Annotated in this window: 10 protein-coding genes; 8 read left to right on the top strand and 2 right to left on the bottom strand. The window is 63.9% G+C overall.

Going from position 1 to position 18,049, the window contains the following annotated elements; translation table 11 throughout:
* Nucleotides 1-79: 79 nt before the first annotated feature.
* Entirely contained in the window at nt 80-271 is a 192-nt protein-coding gene (locus C2L65_RS39900; RefSeq protein ID WP_042305298.1) for a hypothetical protein, read from the bottom strand.
* A 454-nt stretch (nt 272-725) separates the two neighbouring features.
* Between C2L65_RS39900 and C2L65_RS39895 the strand changes: the two genes are divergently transcribed.
* From C2L65_RS39895 to C2L65_RS39865, 7 genes are all read left to right on the top strand, one after another.
* A complete protein-coding gene (locus C2L65_RS39895; RefSeq protein WP_042305297.1) occupies nt 726-2,285 on the top strand; it encodes a multicopper oxidase domain-containing protein in 1,560 nt (519 codons plus the stop codon).
* A 79-nt stretch (nt 2,286-2,364) separates the two neighbouring features.
* A complete protein-coding gene (locus C2L65_RS39890; RefSeq protein WP_042305370.1) occupies nt 2,365-3,954 on the top strand; it encodes a multicopper oxidase family protein in 1,590 nt (529 codons plus the stop codon).
* 19 nt (nt 3,955-3,973) lie between these two features.
* Nucleotides 3,974-12,145 carry an Ig-like domain-containing protein gene (locus C2L65_RS39885; protein ID WP_042305296.1) on the top strand — a complete coding sequence of 2,724 codons (8,172 nt, stop codon included), beginning with the start codon at nt 3,974-3,976 and terminating at the stop codon, nt 12,143-12,145.
* Nucleotides 12,142-12,630: a hypothetical protein gene (locus tag C2L65_RS39880; protein WP_042305295.1), complete on the top strand. Its 489-nt coding sequence runs from the start codon at nt 12,142-12,144 to the stop codon at nt 12,628-12,630. Before C2L65_RS39885 ends, C2L65_RS39880 begins: the two co-directional genes overlap by 4 nt.
* Nucleotides 12,631-12,664: 34 nt before the next feature.
* Entirely contained in the window at nt 12,665-13,474 is an 810-nt protein-coding gene (locus tag C2L65_RS39875) for a LolA-like protein (RefSeq protein ID WP_042305369.1), read from the top strand.
* A gap of 24 nt (nt 13,475-13,498) precedes the next feature.
* Nucleotides 13,499-14,332, top strand: a complete 834-nt coding sequence (locus tag C2L65_RS39870; protein ID WP_042305294.1) for a LolA-like protein — start codon at nt 13,499-13,501, stop codon at nt 14,330-14,332.
* Nucleotides 14,333-14,337: 5 nt separating this feature from the next.
* The gene (locus C2L65_RS39865; protein ID WP_042305293.1) at nt 14,338-16,005 is read left to right on the top strand and encodes a c-type cytochrome; all 1,668 of its coding nucleotides are present in this window, start codon (nt 14,338-14,340) and stop codon (nt 16,003-16,005) included.
* 38 nt (nt 16,006-16,043) lie between these two features.
* Here C2L65_RS39865 and C2L65_RS39860 read toward each other — a convergent pair whose 3' ends face one another.
* Nucleotides 16,044-16,682 carry a lytic transglycosylase domain-containing protein gene (locus C2L65_RS39860; RefSeq protein ID WP_042305292.1) on the bottom strand — a complete coding sequence of 213 codons (639 nt, stop codon included), beginning with the start codon at nt 16,680-16,682 and terminating at the stop codon, nt 16,044-16,046.
* Between the two features lie 557 nt (nt 16,683-17,239).
* Here C2L65_RS39860 and C2L65_RS39855 point away from each other — a divergent pair.
* On the top strand, nt 17,240-18,031 hold the full coding sequence (locus tag C2L65_RS39855; protein WP_042305368.1) for a response regulator: 792 nt from the start codon (nt 17,240-17,242) through the stop codon (nt 18,029-18,031).
* Nucleotides 18,032-18,049: the final 18 nt, after the last annotated feature.

Here is an 18,049-nt window from a genome sequence, read left to right as displayed (position 1 = left end):
TTTGCACGTTGCGAGCAAACGACGCGACTGTGCTGAGGCCCGCTACGAGAGCGAGTAACCGGCACAGCAAGCTCGCCAGCTAGCGACGCCCGCTGCGGCCCCACACGTAGCGCACCCAGCGTTGCCACCTGCTGCGCTGCGTGGCAACAGTGTTGCGCGATGCCTGTTCCTGGCGGTCGCGCTCCACGCTTTTCTGAACCTGCTCGTGGATCTGACGCAACGTCAAGCCACCGGGGCCTTTCAGCTTGTCGGGATCGGTGTCGTCTGTCATGGGAATGGCCTGGTCCGGATGAGTCGATTCGATCTTGATACAGACGGATAGGCGTGGCAAGCACATAAAAGCAGTCTGCCGCCCGATGAGTGATTGCATAGGGCAAGTCTTTAGTTCTGCGGTCAGCGGAGTCGTTCGCACACAAGGTCGCGGCATTCTCGACCAGCCGCACCGGGTCGGTCTGTCGTGGTGTGCGCGTCCCGGCAAAAACAGGGTGGCGCGTTCGCCCGCGCTCGCCCGCATTCACCCGCGGCAGGCGCCCTGCGCGTCGCGTCTACTTCACGTCCCTGTTGGGTCAACCCTACCGCAAGTGTAGGGAGGTGCCCCATCCCGTCGCCCGGTCCTCGTCTGCAAAATTCAAATACGGGACATTGCGACGATGAACCCGCACTCGTCATCGCAGTGTCCGACGGCAGCGCGTCCCCGCGCTGACTGACTCCTCAGCGGAGGTCCTATGTTCAGTACCCTCGCATACCGCAGTGGCGTGGCGGCGCTGTTGCTGTCGTTGTTCGCGTTGCCGTCGTTCGCGCAATCGTTCCGGGTGCAATGTCCACCCACTACCACACAGCATCCGTCAGCCCTGCCGGCAGGCGCGGGCGAGCCTGCCTATACGGGCCCGTCCTTCACGGGGCCGAACTCGCAGGCGACGGGCGTCGTGAACGGCGCGATCAAATGCCAGCAGATTTCGGGTGGTGACGGCTATGCCACCATGGGCGACGGCACGCAGACCTATCTGTTCGCGTTCGGCCCGCTGTCAGGTCTGGCAGATATCAAGAAGGGCCTGCCGGGCACGGAGTTCGCGTCGGTGTTCAATGTCGTCGGCACGGCGGCTGACCCGAACTACAACGGCGCAATCGGCCTCGTGCCCGATCCGGACTCGACGCCGCCCGGCCAGCTGACGGGGCATGTCGATCCGCGCCAGATCATGGACGTCGGTGTGATGAACGGCAACATGCCCGCGCCGACGATGGCCATCGACGAAGACGACGAGTTCTTCCTCACGTTGACCAACGTCGGGATGATCATGCGGCCCGACCTGTTCGAGCAGCACACGGTCCACTTCCACGGCTATCCGAATGCGTCCGCGTTCTATGACGGTGTGCCGGATGCGTCGGTGGCGATCAATATCGGCGCGAGCTTCACGTACTACTACCTTGCGCCCGATGCGGGCACGTACTTCTGGCACTGCCACATCACGCCGCCCGAGCATCTGCAGATGGGCATGGTCGGCCAGATTTTCGTGCGTCCGCGCCAGAACCGCGTGACGAACGGGACGCTGTACCACGCGCTGATCCAGCAGCAGAGCGATCCGCGCACGGCATGCGGCAACGACGTTCTCTGCTCGACGCCCGTGCCACCGCAGAACAGCGTGCTGCACGTCAAGAACAAGAGCAACACGCCAACGCTGTATGCCTACAACGACGGCGATGGTTCGACGGCTTATGACGTCGAATATCCCGTGCAGATTCACGGCTTCGATCCGAATTTCCACTTCGTGGGCATGACGTTCAATCCGGAGCCGTTCACCGACATGAAGGACAAGTACTTCATGCTCAATGGCCGCAGCTATCCGGACACCGTGTCGCAAGGCCCGATGCAGACGCCCGTTGCCGACGGCTCGCAGCACTTCTCGCAGCCGCTGCCCGCGCTCATCAATATCCCGGCGGGCGGCAAGGCGCTCCTGCGCATCTCGGATCTCGACGTCAGCGAGTTTCAGACGCTCGCATCGCTTGGCATTCCGATGCATGTGATCGGCGTCAACGCGCGGCTCTTGCGCGATCTCGCCGGCAACGACATGACCTATCTGACCAACTCGATCACGCTCGGCGGCGGCGAGTCGATCGACGTGATTCTCGATGCGAGCGACACGACCCGCTACTCGGCCGGCCAGATTTTCTATCTGTACACGCCGAACCTCGACCACCTGTCGAACGATGCCGAGAACTTCGGCGGATTGATGACCGAGGTCCACATCTGCCATTCGGTGGACCCGACCACGAAGTCCTGCACCTAGGAGATGAGCCGTGGGCAACATCACCGACAACTTCCGACGCACACGCTACGCGCGGCGTGGCTCGGCGCCACGTTTCACGCTGTTCCACGCGCTGCTTTGCGCGGCCGTTGTTGCGCTGCTCTACTGCATCAACGCGCACGCGGCCGCGCCGGGCATCACGGGCACGAATTTCGATCTGTCGGCCGAGGCCAACCGCATCAGCCAGCCAGACGGAACGAGCGTCTACTCTTGGGGCTACGGCTGCCGCACCGCGCCGTCGGGCTTTTCTCCCGCCAACATGCCGGGCGCGAACTGCCCGAGCATGCAGGTGCCGGGGCCGACGCTGATCGTCAAACAAGGCGACAAGGTCACCGTCACGTTGACGAACAACCTGCCCGAAGCGGCGGGTAATACGTCGATCCTGTTTCCGGGCTTCCAGGTCTGCGCCGCCGCGCTGAATCCGGATGGCACGTGTCCAGCGACGCTCACGGGCGTGCCGGGGCTGCTCACGCGCGAGGCGACACACGGCAACAGCGTGACCTACAGCTTCATCGCGTCAACGCCGGGCACGCACAGCTACTACAGCGGCACGCAGAGCGACCTGCAGGTCGAGATGGGCCTGGCGGGCGCGATCATCGTGCTGCCCACCTCGACGCCCACCACGGCGGGCGGCGCGCTCGCCGTCCCCGCCGGCTGTCGCGCGGTTCAGTCGACGCTGCCCGACGGCCAGCCCGACTTTCGCAACGCGGCTGCCGCATACGACCATCCGCTGGCCTGCTACGACCGCGAGTACCTGTTCCAGTTCTCGGAGATGGACCCGCGCATCCATACGCAGGCCGAGCAGGAAGCGAGTAAGCCGTGCTCGCAGGCCACGGGTTGCATGAGCGTCGAAACCGAGCCGTACCGCCCCGCGTACTTCATGATCAATGGCCGCTCGATGCCCGACGACATGGACCCGAACTACGCGCAGCAGTATCCGCATCAGCCCTACAACGGCAATCCGCACATGCATCCCGGCGAACTCGTGTTGCTGCGCGTAATCGGCTCGGGCCGCTGGCAGCATCCGTTCCATGAGCACGGCAATCACGTGCGCGTGCTCGCGCGCGACGGCAATCTGCTGTTGAGCAAGACGGACGCGACGAAGCTCGCCGGGCCGCTGCTCTTCACGACGACCACGACGCCCGGCCTCGCGATGGACGGCATCTTCTACTGGACGGGCAGGGGCCTCAACTGGGACGTCTATGGACACACGGCGGGCGACGGCAGCGTCTGCGTCCCCGATGCAAACGGCTACTACACCGTCAACAGCAATCCACCCGCGCCCGCGAACGCGCCGAACTACTACGAGTGGTGCGCCGATCACAACAAGCCACTCGAAGCGCATCCGTTCGGCAATGTCGGCAGCGGCGGCCCAGTGACCTTGCCCGATGCGCGTCTGCTGACTAACGGCCCCTGGTACGGCGGCAGTCCATACCTCGGCCCTGACGCGACGATTCGCGCGACCTCGTTCACGGGCACGACGCCGCCGAGCGGCACGATCGCGAATTCGCCGACATCGGAAGCCGGGTTCGCCTACATGTGGCATTCGCACAATGAGCGCGAGATTACGACGAACAACATCTTCCCTGGCGGAATGATGATGATGATGCTCGTCGATCCGCAGGCGTTCACGATCAACGAAGGCAATTAACGAGACGGGGAGAATCGCGATGAGATCCTGCGATTTCAAAAGGACGCTTGCCGGCCTCGTGAAGGCGGGTGTCGTGGCGTCGATGCTGATGACGGCGAGCGCGATGGTCTGCGCGCAGAGCGTGACGCTGACGGCCAAGGCCCAGACGATTGCACTTCCCGACGGGCAGGTCGTGCCGATGTGGGGTTACAACTGCTCGGCCGCAGCCGTTGCGCCCGCCACCTGCGCGGCGTCCAATTCCGCCGCGGGCTCGAACTGGTCGCCCGTCGTAATCACGACACCGCCCGGCTCGCTGACGATCAATCTCACGAACAGCCTGCCCACGCCGGTGCCGACGTCGCTCGTGATCGTCGGGCAGCTCGGCGGCGGTCTCGGCAACACGGCGACCACGTCGCCAAGTCCCGTTCACGCGACCCAGACAGCAACGACCTGGCCGATTGCCGGCACGGGTAGCGGCGCGAGCTTCACGCCGCCGACGCAAGGCCCGCGCGTGCAGTCATTCTCGAGCGAAGTGAACACGGGCAGTTCGAGTACGCTGACCTGGAACAATCTGCGCCCCGGCACCTATCTGATCGAATCGGGCACGCACCCGTCGATCCAGGGGGCAATGGGTCTGTACGGCGTGCTCGTCGTCACGACGCCGCCCTCGGCCGGTTCAACGCAAGGGCAGGCTTACCCGGGCATCAAATACGATGCGGATCTACCGCTGGTGCTCAGTGAAATCGATCCTGTGCAGAACCAGGCCGTCGCTACGGCGGTTGCCACGCCGGGCTTCAACGAAACGCGCGTGTGGTCCGGTCTCTCGGGCGGTTGCGGCGATCCCGCATCGGCGACTTACGGAACCTGCTATCCACCCGCGGTGAACTACGACCCGCGCTACTACCTGATCAACGGTGTCGCATTCGACCGGTCGAATGCAAATGGCTCCGCGTTCCCTGTCACGGCCCCCGCTGCAACGGCCAATTCGACGGGCCAGATTCTGGTGCGCTTCGTGAACGCCGGTTTGCGCATGCATGTGCCGTCCGTAGTCGGCGCGCAAACGGGCCTGCCGCCCGTGTCCGGCTTCTCGCTGATCGCGGAGGACGGCAACGTGCTGCCCGGCAATCCGCGCGTGCAGAGCGCCGTGTTTCTGGCCGCCGGCAAAACCTACGATGTGCTGATGAACTCGGTCGCTGCGGGCGCGCTCGCGTTGCCCGTGTTCGATCGTCAGCTGAGCCTGTCGACCAACAACCAGCGCGACGGCGGCATGCAGGGCTACATCAGCGTGAACGGCGGCGCGTTGCCGACCTCCGCGGCGGGCAACGCGAACGCGAAGGCTAACCCGGATTCGTATTTCCTCGTCGCGGGCAATACGCTGACGGTCTCGGACCCTGGCAAGGGGCTGATCGCCAACGACGTGGGTGTCTACGGCGTGCAGATCAAGACGCAGCCGACGGGCGGCACGCTCACGCTGAATCCCAACGGCACCTTCACGTATGTACCGAATGCAGGCACCACAACGGACAGCTTCACCTATCAGGCAAACGGCAACGCCGCGCTGACCGCGACAGTCACGCTTGCCGCATGCTCGGCGGGCTCGAACTGCCTGTCGGGGGCGCCCGTCGCGTCGGATGACGCGTTCAGCAGCAACATCGCGTCGCAGTTGCACGTCGGTGCGCCGGGTGTGCTCGGCAACGATCGCGATCCGGCGGGGCTGCCGCTGACGGCTTCGATCGTCGGCAGCGCGTCGGGCGGCACGGTGACGCTCAACGCGGACGGCTCGTTCAACGCCGTGCCGAGCGTGGCACCCGTCGGCAACGCGACGTCAACCGTCACGTTCAAGTACAAGGCCGCAAACTCGCAGAATACGGCGAGCGGGGCCGCGACTGTCACGGTGACCTTCAAGGGCGGCAGCGGCCTCGCCGTCGCCGTGAAGGATGCGAAGACGGGTACGGCAATCAACGACTACCGATGGATCATCGAAGAAGACCGTACCTTCCAGATCGATCCCGCGTGCCAGGTGAACTCGTCGACACGGCCCGCGACGTGTCCGCCGCTGCCCGTGCCGAGCCTCGGCACGAGCTTCCACACGAGCTACATGCCCGTCGTCGCGGCGGGATGCGTCGGCACGGTGTCGTGCGAATCGGGGCAGACCGTGTTCGATCCGGGCACGAATACGCACGTGCCCGCCGTGTGCGACGTCGGCAACGGCGTGTGCCGCACGGATTCGGCCCAGCAAACGGCTGTCGATCCATCGCAGGTCGCACTCGATCCCACGAAGCACTACTACCTGTCGATCCTTCCTGGCGACGCCGGCAACACCTTCACGAACGGCGCGGGCGCGCCGCAGCCGGTCAACCCGAACAATCCGGACGGTCCGCAACGGCAGTTCGACATTGCGAAGGATTGTCCGTCGGGTCCGGGCGGCGCGGACTTCGCGCCCGGCACGGGCGCCTGCGGCCACGCAATGGGCGGCGCGCCGATCGCGCCAACGCAACACGCGGTCAACGTGCTGCTTCAGCAAACCCCGCTGCAGACGGCGAAAATCTCGGTGTTTGTGTTCGAAGACGATGCACCCGTCAATGGCGAAATCGATGTGAGCGGCGGCTCGGACGGATTCGGCACCGCGCGCGAGCCGGGTCTGGGCGGCTTCGAAATCAAGCTCTTCGACGACGCGGGCGGCACGGGCGATGCCACAGGCCAGATGACCTACGACATGTTCAACATGCCGCTGTCGAATTCACTCCAAGGCACGATCGATCCGAACACCGGCCTCGACGCCTGCCCGATCACGAAGGCGGCAAACGACGGACTGGTCGGCATGATTCCGACCTGCCCGAGGTTCGAGTCGGACGGCAAGACGCTGTCGCCGCTGGTCGGCCAGGCGATCATCGCGAACCTGATGCCGGGACGTTATGGCGTCGTCGCGACGCCTGCGGCGGACCGCATCGCGAAAGGCGAGGAGTGGCTGCAAACCAATACGCTGGACGGCCAGAAAGCGCATGACGCGTTCATCAAGGTGGGCGGGCCTTCGTACTTCCAGGAGTTCGGACCCGCGGGCTTCCACGTGACGATCGGCTTCGCGAATCCGAAGATCATCAATGCGCGGCTGCCGGGCATATGCAAGGGCGTTGCGTGCAACAACGGGATCACGGGCAAAGTCACGAATCTGCACTATAGCCGTCCGCCTAACGAGAACCTCTACAGCAGCGGCTCGCGCGATTCGCTGAGCTTCACGCAATGCTATGTGAGCGTTGGTGATCCTGATCTCGAAGACGTCGCATTCACGAAGTGCAACGCGGACGGCACGTTCAGCATCAACGGCCTGCCGGATGGTCTGTTCCGCATCACGGTGTTCGACCAGTGGAACGACCAGATCGTCGACGGTCTCGCGACGGCGGTGCAGCTCAAAGGCGGTCAGACGCAGAACGTCGGCGACCTGGCCGTGCTGCAATGGCATACGAATCTCTACACGCGCAGCTTCATCGATACGAACGGCGATGGCGTGTCGCAGGACAGCGAGCCGGGTCTCGCGCTCGTGCCGACCAATATCCGCTTCCGCGACGGCAGCTATTCGAACTTCAACAACACGGACCTGAACGGTTACGCGTCGTTCAACGAGGTGTTCCCGCTCTTCAACTGGTACATCGCGGAGGCCGACACGACGCGCTACAAACAGACGGGCGTGCATGTCGTCTACGACGCGGGCGGCCCGCCTGACGGCACGCCCGGCGGCGGTGGCTCGTCGATCGCGGCGAACTACGCGAACACGCTGGAATCGTCGACGGCGCATCTGCCGGGCGCGTTGCGCGTGCCGGGCGCGATCTACTGCAACGACGCGGACTGCAATGACCGTACGGGCACCAATCCGTCGACGGGCCGCATCGATCCGCCGTGGGTCACGACGATGGGCTGGCAAGGCTTCTCAGGCCAGAACTCGTTCATCGAATTCGGCAAGGCGCCGTATGGGGCGAACGAGAACGGCGGCATTCATGGCGAAGTGATTTACGCATCGACGCGTCCGTTCGACGATCCCGCTCTGCTGATCCATACGAGCTGGACGCCCGACGTGCCGAACGTGACGGTCAACCTGTACGCCGAAGGCACGGCTGCCGACGGCACGCAGAGCCTCACGCTCGTCGATACGACGAAGACCAGTAGCTGGGACGACTGGGCACAGGGTTTCCGTTCGGATGGCGTGCCGAACATGAACTGCCCGGGCCAGGAAACCACCGATCCGTTCTTCTTCACGCTGAAGGACAGCTCGCAATGGCTCGACCCGCAAAGGCGGACGCTGCCCATGCACTCGCAGTTCAAGTGCTATGACGGCATGCACGCGTTCAACCAGCTGCAGCCCGCGCCGTACGACGGGATGTACCAGTTCCCGAGCGTGACGGACCGCGATCCGCAGAAGGGCACGCCGAAGGGTTCGAACTGCACGATCTGCAGCAAGCTCGCCGACGGCTCGTACATGCTGCCTGCGGGCAAGTATGTGGTCGAAATCATCGTGCCGCCGGGCTATGAACTCGTGAAGGAAGAAGACAAGAACATCCTGATCGGCGACAACTACATCGCGCCTGTCACGCAGCAGTTCGGCGGATTGGGCAACATCTTCATCCTGCCCGACCAGGCGGCTGTGAACGCGACGTACAACCGCAACAACGCGCAGAACCCGACCACGGATCTCGGCTCGTCGCCGCGTCACGAAGGCGACACGGGCAGCGTCGAGACGTTCTGGCCGTGCGTCGGCGCGCTGCGTGTGGTGCCGGACTACATCAGCCTGTTCCCAGGCTCGCAGGAAGTCGCGCCGTTCGCGGGCGCTTCGCGGCACCTGTGCGACCGCAAGGAAGTCGTGCTGACCAACCAGATGTCGGCGCTCGCAAAGTTCTGGGTGTTCAGTTCGACGCACGTGGCCGCGCACTTCACCGGCTTCATGCTCGATGACTTCTCGTCGGAGTTCGATCCGTACTCTCCGCAGTTCGGCGAGAAGTTCGCGGTGCCGAACGTGCCCGTTTCGCTGAAGGATTTCGCGGGCAACGAAGTGAGCCGCGTCTATTCGGACCAGTGGGGCATCTTCAACGGGATGAACTATTCGACGTGGGAAGTGAACCCGCCGAACCCGACGGGCTACGCGCCGACGATGATGGTCGCCTGCATGAACGATCCCGACATGCCCGACCCCGCGCATCCGGGGCAGACGATCCGCGATCCGCTGTTCAACCCCGCGTACAGCCAGTTCTGCTACGAGATTCCGTTCATGCCCGGACAGACGCAGTACATGGATACGCCTGTCGTGCCCGTGTCCGCATTCGCAGATGGCTACAACCCACCCGATTGCGCGTATCCGGACGCGACGCCCGCGATCTCGTCGGTGACGGGCGACACGAGCAACGGCGGCGCGGGCCCGTGGGTGAGCCAGGCCGGCCATACGCTGACCATCAAGGCGCTGGGCGACCAGCAAGTGCCGAATCATGCCTACGGCGGTCCCGCTGCGACCACGGCGCCCTATAACCAGAAGTTCGTCTCCCGGCACTACGGTTTCGGCGCTTCGCAGGGCACAGGGACGGTGACAGTTGGCGGTGTGAATGCGCACGTGAACTCGTGGTCGGATACACAGATCAACGTCACCGTGCCGACGCTCTCCGCGAACCAGTCGAGCTGCACGATCCAGCAGCGCGGCGTCAATACGCAGACGCGCTGCGGCGAACTGGTCATCACGTCGGGCAACGGCAAGAAGTCGATCGATACCGTGACGGTGACGATCGGCGGCAAGGCGCCCGCCTATGTCGGCGGCGAGAACGGGACGAGCAACGCGATCCAGACGGCCATCGACAAGGCGACGCCGGGCGATCTGATCATCGTCGGTCCGGGCACTTACAACGAGATGCTGCTGATGTGGAAGCCCGTGCGCCTGCAGGGTGTGGGTGCGCCCGCTGTCGTCGTGAACGCCAACACGCATCCGTCCGGCAAGGTCGACCCGTGGCGCAGGCAGATCGATTGCCTGTTCGGCCTCGCACTCAACGGCGGTGCGATTTCGTCGGGCAATCCGTACGACCCGTCGGGAACATACGCGTGTTCTACCGCGATGCAACGCAAGGTGGACCCGATTCCGCTCGAGCCGACGTTCGGCTGGGACAGCACCCTCAACGGCAATCTCGGCGAGCTGCTGATGGAGCCGACGCTGATGGGCGCGTACGAAGGCGCGGGCATCACGGTGCTCGCCAAGGGTGTGCGCGACGTGCGGGTGGGTGGCGTGCTGCAGCCCGATCCGAACTGCACGGCCAACGGTATCTGTACGCCGCTGACGGCCAGCAACACGGACTGCAACACCTATTCGAGCAACTTCCTGTGCAACCCGTCGCGTGTCGATGGCATCACGTTCACGAACAGCTCGCAGGGCGGCGGCGGCATCTTCCTGCACGGCTGGAATCACTACACGGAGGTGTCGAACAACCGCGTGTTCAGCAATGCAGGCACGCTGACAGGCGGGATCACCATCGGCCAGGTCGAAGTGCCCGACGGCACGATCGCCAACGATGGCTTCACGCAGGAGCCGTTCGCGTACAACACGCATGTCAACGTCCACCACAACTCGGTGACGTCGAATGCTTCGTACGGCGACGAGATCAACTCGACGACGCCTTCTTCGGCAGCGGGTGTGACGTTCTGCTCGGGCGCGGACAACTATCACTTCAACTACAACTGGGTCTGCGGCAACATGAGCAGCGGCGACGGCGGCGGCGTCGCGCACTTCGGCTTCAGCTACAACGGCGATCTGTCGCACAACTGGATCCTGTTCAACCAGAGCAACAACCCGACGCTGCCAACATACGGTGGCGGGCTGATCGCCCAGGGCGTACCGCCCGACGGCACGTTCTGCGAGAACTCGCCGACCGATATCGACTGCGCGCCGCAGCTATCGGACGGTGTCGGGCCGGGACTCGTGATCGACGGCAACCTGATCGTCGGCAATACGGCCGAAAGCGGCAAGGGCGGCGGCCTGCGTCTGCAGAACATCAATGGCACGGACGTGCAGCGCAGCCCGCGCAACCGTAACCGCTGGTACGAGGTGAGCGTGATCAACAACATCATCGCGAACAACGTGGCGGGCTGGTCGGGCGGCGGCGTGTCGGTGCAGGATGCCGTGCGCGTGAACTTCATCAACAACACGGTGATCTCGAACGACTCCACGGCATCGGCGGGCGTGCTGTTCAACACGGCGCTCGCCGCGCAGGCCAACGTCGGTCCGCCGAACTGCACGACGGTCGGCTCGCAAACGACGTGCAGCCCGATCACGACGTCGACGATGCAGCCTTCCGGCCTCGAAACCGCGAAGCATACGCAGAACTTCCTGTCGGCGTTCACGGCGGGCGGCGCGGGCTGTCCTGCAGGCGAGGACTGCAGCCACTACTCGTTCCCCGTGCTGAGGAACGACGTGTTCTGGCAGAACCGCACGTTCTATATCACCGTGGGCGGCCTGAACCCGAACATCCCGGGATTGCAGAACACCGTCGCGCTGAACCCGACGTTGAATCAGGCGGGTCATCAGACGGGCTACTGTGATCCGAAGGCTGTGTACTGGGATCTCGGCGCCTATGGCGATACGAAGCCTTCGGATCACTCGTCGGGCATGAGGCTCGCTCCACAGTACTCGATCATCACGGATGCGGGTGACTATCCGAACGCGCACAACAGCTCGGCGAATCCGAACGTGGTGAGCCAATACTGCAACGGCGCACGCGTGCCGCCCGAAGGCGGCGGAAACGGCTTCGCGGTGCCGCCCGGCATTGCAGATACCGTGCTGCCCAATCCGCTGTTCGGTCTTCTGCCGTCGGCGACGCCGGATGAAGGCAACCAGTGGATCAACATGTCGTACGGGCCGCTGTCGCTGTTCAACATGACGGTGAGTTCGGGCAGCACGAACTATGGCGTGCCGCTCGGCAACTACTCGATCAAGACGGGTTCCCCTGCCGTCAATGCGGGCACGAATACGGGCGCACCGAATCACGATTTCTTCGGCACGCAGCGTCCGCAGAGCGGCAGCTACGACATCGGCGCGGTGGAGTTGCCACGCACAGGACTGTTCGCAGGCGGCAACCTGCCGTTCGCGCCGGGCGCGCTGCTCGATCTGCTCAATCAGGTGCTGGGCAATGGGGCGACGGGCACGGCAGGTCCGCAGGCCAATGCGCCTTCGACGGGAGCGGTGCAATGAGACGCGTAGTCACAGCGGCGACGTGGATTTGCTGTGCCGCATTGCCGGCGATACCGGCAGCGGCGCAGCAGGCACAGCAGGCGGCAATGCATGGCGGTGCGCCGCACGCGTCGCGCTATGAGCCGATGAAGCTGCCCGCGCACGCGCGCACCTTTTATCAGTCAGTGCGGGGCGTCGACAACCTGAGCGTGCGCCGCACTGCGTCGGGCAATCTGCTGCGCTTCAGTTACCGCGTGACGGACCCGGCGCTCGCCAAGCTGCTCGGCGACAAGAGCACGACGCCTTATCTGTACGGCGAAGCCAATCATGTGCTGCTCGAAGTGCCCGTGATGGACAACATCGGACAGTTGCGGCAGACGGGCGCGCTCGAGGTCGGCCAGCAATACTGGATGGTGTTTTCCAACAAGGGCAATCTGGTGAAGGCGGGGGATCGCGTCAACGTACTGATCGGCTCGTTCCATATCGATGGGCTGGTCGTTCAATAAGGCGTGTGCGCGGCACGACATTGAGGAGATCGACATGAACCGGGGCTTTCGGATAATTGCTTCGATGACGGGCGTGGTGGCCGCGAGCTTCGCCGCGCACGCCACGCTGGCAGCGGGCGGCGGCGGGATGAGCGCGGCGCAGGTGGTCGAGCGCAACGTGGCCGCGCGTGGCGGATTGCAGGCATGGCGTGCCGTCAACACGATGACGTTGAGCGGACAGATCGACGTGGGTGGCACGAAGCCCGTCAAACTGCCGTACGTCATGACGATGAAGCGGCCACACAAGAGCCGCTTCGAACTGACCTTCGACAACCAGATCGCCTTCCAGGTCTACGACGGCAGCCAGGGGTGGAAGGTGCGTCCATTCCTCGGCCGCAATGTCGCAGAACCTTATACGCCTGCCGAGGCGAAATCGGCGGCGGAAACGGCCGATCTCGACGGCCCGCTGGTCGACTATGCTGCCAAGGGCAGTCAGGTCGCGTTGCAGGGTATGGAGACGATCGACGGGCATCGCGCCTACAAACTCCTGCTGACCACGAAAGATCACGCGCAACGGCATGTGTGGATCGACGCGTCGAGCTTTCTCGAAGTCAAGGTCGAAGGCGATCCGCGCAAGCTCGATGGACGCATGCATGTCGTTTCCGTCTACTACCGCGATTACCGGCGCGAGGGCGGATTGATGGTGCCGCATCTGCTCGAGACACAGGTGACGGGCGTGAAGCAGAAGCATCAGATGACGATCCAGCATGTCACGGTGAACCAGCCCGCCGACGACGCGCTCTTTGCGAAGCCGCAATTGCCCGCGCAACCGCAATCCGCGCCTGCCAAAGTCGCCGCGAAATGACGCCACGTCGATGAGGTCACGATCATGAAACGCATCGCGTCATGGTTGCTGGCGGGCTGTGTGTCCGCGCTCGCATGGGCGCAGATGCCCGCCGCCGGACAGCCGCTTACGGTCGACGAGATCATCGCGAAGAACGAGGCCGCGCGCGGCGGCGTGGACGCGTGGCGCAAGGTCCGCACGATGATCTGGATGGGGCATGTCGAAAGCGCGAACGCGCCGACTCCGAATGCGCCGTTCGTGCTGGCGCTGCGGCGGCCCAACAGCACGCGCTTCGAGATCACGGCGATGAACCAGCGGATCGTGCGCGTGTTCGACGGCAAGGAAGGGTGGAAGATCCGGCCGTCTTCGGGCGGCGCGCCCGATGTGCAGCCCTACACGCCCGCAGAAGTTCGTTATGCGCGCGACGAACAGGTGATCGACGGCCCGCTGCTCGATCACGCGGCAAAGGGCATTGCCGTATCGCTCGACGGCATGGATGCCATCGAAGGAAAGGACGCTTACCGGCTTGCCGTCACGCTGCCGTCGGGCGCGCATCGTCATGTATGGGTCGACGCCGCGTCGTTTCTCGACGTCAGATACGATCGCGAAGCGCCGGGTTTGTCGGGCGCGCCTGTGAAGATCGAGGTGACGTATCGCGACTATCGCGAGGTCGACGGCGTGCAGGTGCCGTTCGCGATCGAAAGCGGCGTGGCGGGCGCGGCGAAGAAGGACCGGCTCGTGCTCGAGCGGGTGTCGCTGAATCCGCCGCTCGACGACGCGATGTTCGTCAGGCCGATGGTGCCGGGGCGGCGCGCATCGGTGGCAGTCGGCGCGGGCGGTATGCAGGCGCCGCGTTCCGCATTTGGCCCGGCGCAGTAACGATCATGCCCGGCCTCGTCGCAATGGCCACTGTGTTTGCGCGGCGGCTCTTTGCGAGCGCGATTGTCACCGCGTCCGCCGCCGCGTTGCTGGTGTCAGCGCATCACGCGCTCGCAGCGCCGCCTGTCGACGTTGGCGTTGCGATCTTTCGCGACGGCATCGCCGGCGACGGCCGTCCCGTCGAAGCGACGCATCAGGGGCAACTTGCGATGCGAGGCGCAACGGCCGCTTGCATGAATTGCCATCGACGCAGCGGGCTTGGCGCGAAGGAGGGCAACACGGTCATTCCGCCCATTGCCGCACAGTATCTGTTTCATCCGCCCGCGAACAACCCGGATGAATTGACGGTGCCGTTCATCGACGGCATGCGCACCAGTCGCGAGCCGTACACGGAAGCGACGCTCGCGCGCGCGATCCGTGAAGGCATCGATTCGGAAGGCAAGCCGCTCGGTTATCTGATGCCGCAATTCGATCTGAGCGACGCGGACATGCATGCGCTCATCGGCTACCTGAAGACGCTGGACAGGCGCAGGGCGCTCGGCGTCACCGACACCGTGCTGCACTTCGCAACGATCATCACGCCCGACGCCGACCCCGTGAAGCGGCGCGGCATGCTCGATGTGCTCGAACATTACTTTGCCGACAAGAACGCTTCGCCGTTGGGCGCGACGCCCGCGTTGCGCTCGTCGCGCAAGATGATGTTCATGGTCAACAGGCGCTGGGAACTGCATGTATGGGAACTCCACGGCCCGCCGGAGACGTGGCAGGCGCAGTTGCGGCAGTATCTTGCGAAGCAGCCGGTGTTCGCCGTGCTGTCGGGACTCGGCGGCAGGAACTGGGCGCCGGTCCACGATTTCTGCGAGCGCGAACAGGTGCCGTGCCTGTTTCCGAACGTCGAGGTGCCCGTCGAAAGCGAGCACGACTTTTACTCGATGTATTTCTCGCGTGGCGTGCTGCTCGAAGCGGAATTGATCGCGAAACGAATACGCGAGTCCGCCAGTTCCGTTTCGGCTCGACCGGTCAAGACAGTGCTGCAGGTTTATCGGGCGGGCGATAGCGGCGAGGCCGCGGCGCAGGCGCTTGCCGCAGATTTGAAGAAGCAGGGCATCGCCGTCGAGAATCACGCGATGCCTGCGAACGCGCGCGTCGCGGCGGCACTGCGACGCGCGTCGCACGCAGATGTGCTCGTGCTGTGGCTCAGGCCGCCCGACATCGCCGCGCTCGGCGACGCGCCGGCTGCCTCGGTGGCCGTGTATGTGTCCGGGCTGATGGGCGGGCTCGACCGCGTACCGCTGCCAGCGCACTGGCGCGACAACACCCGCCTTGCGTATCCCGTCGATCTGCCGCAAGGCCGTCGCGTGCGTGTCGACTATGCGTTTGGATGGTTCGCGATACGGCATATTCCCGTCGTCGACGAGCGTGTGCAGGCCGATACCTATCTGGCGTGCGGGCTGCTCGCCGAAACGCTCAGCCATATGGTCGATGCCTTCGTGCGCGACTACCTCGTCGAACGTATCGACGACATGCTCGAACATCGCATTCTCACCGGCTACTATCCGCGCCTCACGCTCGCACCGGGCCAGCGTTATGCATCGAAGGGCGGGTACATCGTGCGCTTCGCAGAGTCGGACAGACTGCGCGTGGTCGCGGACAGCGACTGGATCGTGCCGTAGCGCGAGGCGCTGAATGCGCGCTATTCGAAGTGATCAACTCAACTGCTCGCAGGCAGCAACCGCCGGTATTTATCGAGCACGCGCGGCACATACGAACGCGTTTCGGGAAACGACGGAATCCTGTAGCCCGCGCGTATCACCGCATTCTCGCCGGCGTTGTACGCGGCGAGCGCCAGTTCCATATCGTCCTTGAAGAGATCGAGCAAAAAGCGCAGATAGCGGGCGCCCGCAAGCACGTTGTCGCGCGGATTGAACATGTCGCCATCGGAGAAGCGGCGCGCCGTGTCCGGCATCAGCTGCATGAGGCCCAGGGCCCCTTTTTCGGAGACGGCGTTCGGGTTGTAGCGCGATTCGACGTCGATGACCGCGCGCAAGAGCTCGGGCTGTAGATGGAAGATTTCGCTGGCCTCGACGATCACGGGTTCGAATTGCGCGGCGTCGGCATGCGTCGATTGCACAGGCTGTTTCGCGCGCGCTGGTGACGGCGGCGACGCGACGATCAGCGACATGCCCGTCTTGCCCGGCATATCGGTCAGCACGATTGCGCCCGTGCTGTCGACCTTGCCGAAAATATCGGCGTGCGCGGGTTGAGCCAGAACCAGACCGAGCACGACGGCCGACAGAACGGATGGCGCGGAGGCTGTAGGTGCCGGTCGTGTCGCTGCATGCACGCGCATGATGGATCTCCGCTCGTGCTCTGATTGTGGTGCGCGGTCCAGAAGGCGGCAATGGGGCGATCTCCCCTTTTTCTGAGGCGGATGCGGAGGGCTTTCACCCACTGTACAGAAACGTTACAGGTGAGGCGGTTGTGGCAAGGGCGAATTCGTCGGGTGTTTTGGTGCGCAGGCACGCGCAAAGAAGGAAATCCAAAGCGGAGCATGCCGTGTGGGTGAAAACTGCCGGATAACTCGCCTCTCAGTGCTGAACGGGACTTTTTTCAAAGTATTACGGGCGCGTGAAATGGAAAGAAACCGATCAGGAATGAAACATTTTTGCGCGCAAAAATTACCGATCTTTGACAGTTTTCAAATGGCCGGGCACGCATACAGGTTTTGCGAGGATGGCAAGCTCCTTGCTCCTTCTGAGCCGGGCGCAGGCCTGGCAGGGTTTTGCCACCATGCGTTAGCATAACGAAATATATACGTAATGTTCAAGAAAGTAACAATCGAAAGAAGAAGAATTTTGTGCTCGCCATGTTATGGCACGCACACTTACACGACACGAGGAGCCGACCGTGAACATCAAACATCGCGTGATCATCGCAGAGGACCACGACCTGCTGCGCAACGGGTTGCGTTCGATGCTGTCGGCGCAAAGCGAATATGAAGTAGTGGGCGAGGCGCGTGACGGGAAGGAAGCGTGTCAGCTCGCCATGTCGCTGGCACCCGACCTGATTCTGATGGATCTGTCGATGCGCGGCATGAACGGCATCGACGCGACGGCGGCGATCAAGCGTCGCTCGCCGCTCGTGCATATCATCGCGTTGACCGTGCATCAGAGCGAGGAATATGTGCGCGAGGCGTTGCGCGCGGGTGTCGACGGTTACGTGCTGAAAGATGTGTCGTTCGACGAACTGCTCTTCGCGATGCGCACGGTCATGCAGGGCAAGAAGCATCTGAGCGCGGACGTCTATGGTTTCATGGTCGATTCGTTCGTGACGGGGCGCGAGATCGCCGCGCCGAAGAAAGCATGGGACCTGTTGACGGCCCGCGAACGCAGCGTGTTGAAGCTGATTGCGGAAGGGCGGACGAACCGGCAAGTGGGCCAGTATCTGAACCTGAGTCCGAAAACGATCGAGAAGTATCGCGCGAGCGTGATGCACAAGCTTGCGATCGAGAACGTGACGGAACTCGTGCTTGCTGCGATCAGCATGGGCCTGCTGACTTCACTCGCGTCGAAATGCGCGGAGCCTGAGACGGACGACGGGCTGTATCGTTTGCCCGTTGCCGGCGCGCAGGTGGACGGCGCGGCGGGCGAAGCGGAGAACGCCGCGTTGCCGCGCATGAGCGGTACGACTGCGGCCTAGCCGGGACATGCGTGCGCG

This window comes from Paraburkholderia terrae, assembly GCF_002902925.1.
Taxonomy (GTDB): Bacteria; Pseudomonadota; Gammaproteobacteria; order Burkholderiales; family Burkholderiaceae; genus Paraburkholderia; species Paraburkholderia terrae.
This window is presented reverse-complemented; position numbering and strand designations above follow the sequence as displayed.

Coding starts and splice junctions, on each gene's coding strand:
- C2L65_RS39865 (WP_042305293.1), top strand. CDS start 14,338: ATGCCCGGCCTCGTCGCAATGGCCACTGTGTTTGCGCGGCGGCTCTTT.
- C2L65_RS39870 (WP_042305294.1), top strand. CDS start 13,499: ATGAAACGCATCGCGTCATGGTTGCTGGCGGGCTGTGTGTCCGCGCTC.
- C2L65_RS39895 (WP_042305297.1), top strand. CDS start 726: ATGTTCAGTACCCTCGCATACCGCAGTGGCGTGGCGGCGCTGTTGCTG.
- C2L65_RS39880 (WP_042305295.1), top strand. CDS start 12,142: ATGAGACGCGTAGTCACAGCGGCGACGTGGATTTGCTGTGCCGCATTG.
- C2L65_RS39860 (WP_042305292.1), bottom strand. CDS start 16,682: ATGCGCGTGCATGCAGCGACACGACCGGCACCTACAGCCTCCGCGCCA.
- C2L65_RS39875 (WP_042305369.1), top strand. CDS start 12,665: ATGAACCGGGGCTTTCGGATAATTGCTTCGATGACGGGCGTGGTGGCC.
- C2L65_RS39900 (WP_042305298.1), bottom strand. CDS start 271: ATGACAGACGACACCGATCCCGACAAGCTGAAAGGCCCCGGTGGCTTG.
- C2L65_RS39885 (WP_042305296.1), top strand. CDS start 3,974: ATGAGATCCTGCGATTTCAAAAGGACGCTTGCCGGCCTCGTGAAGGCG.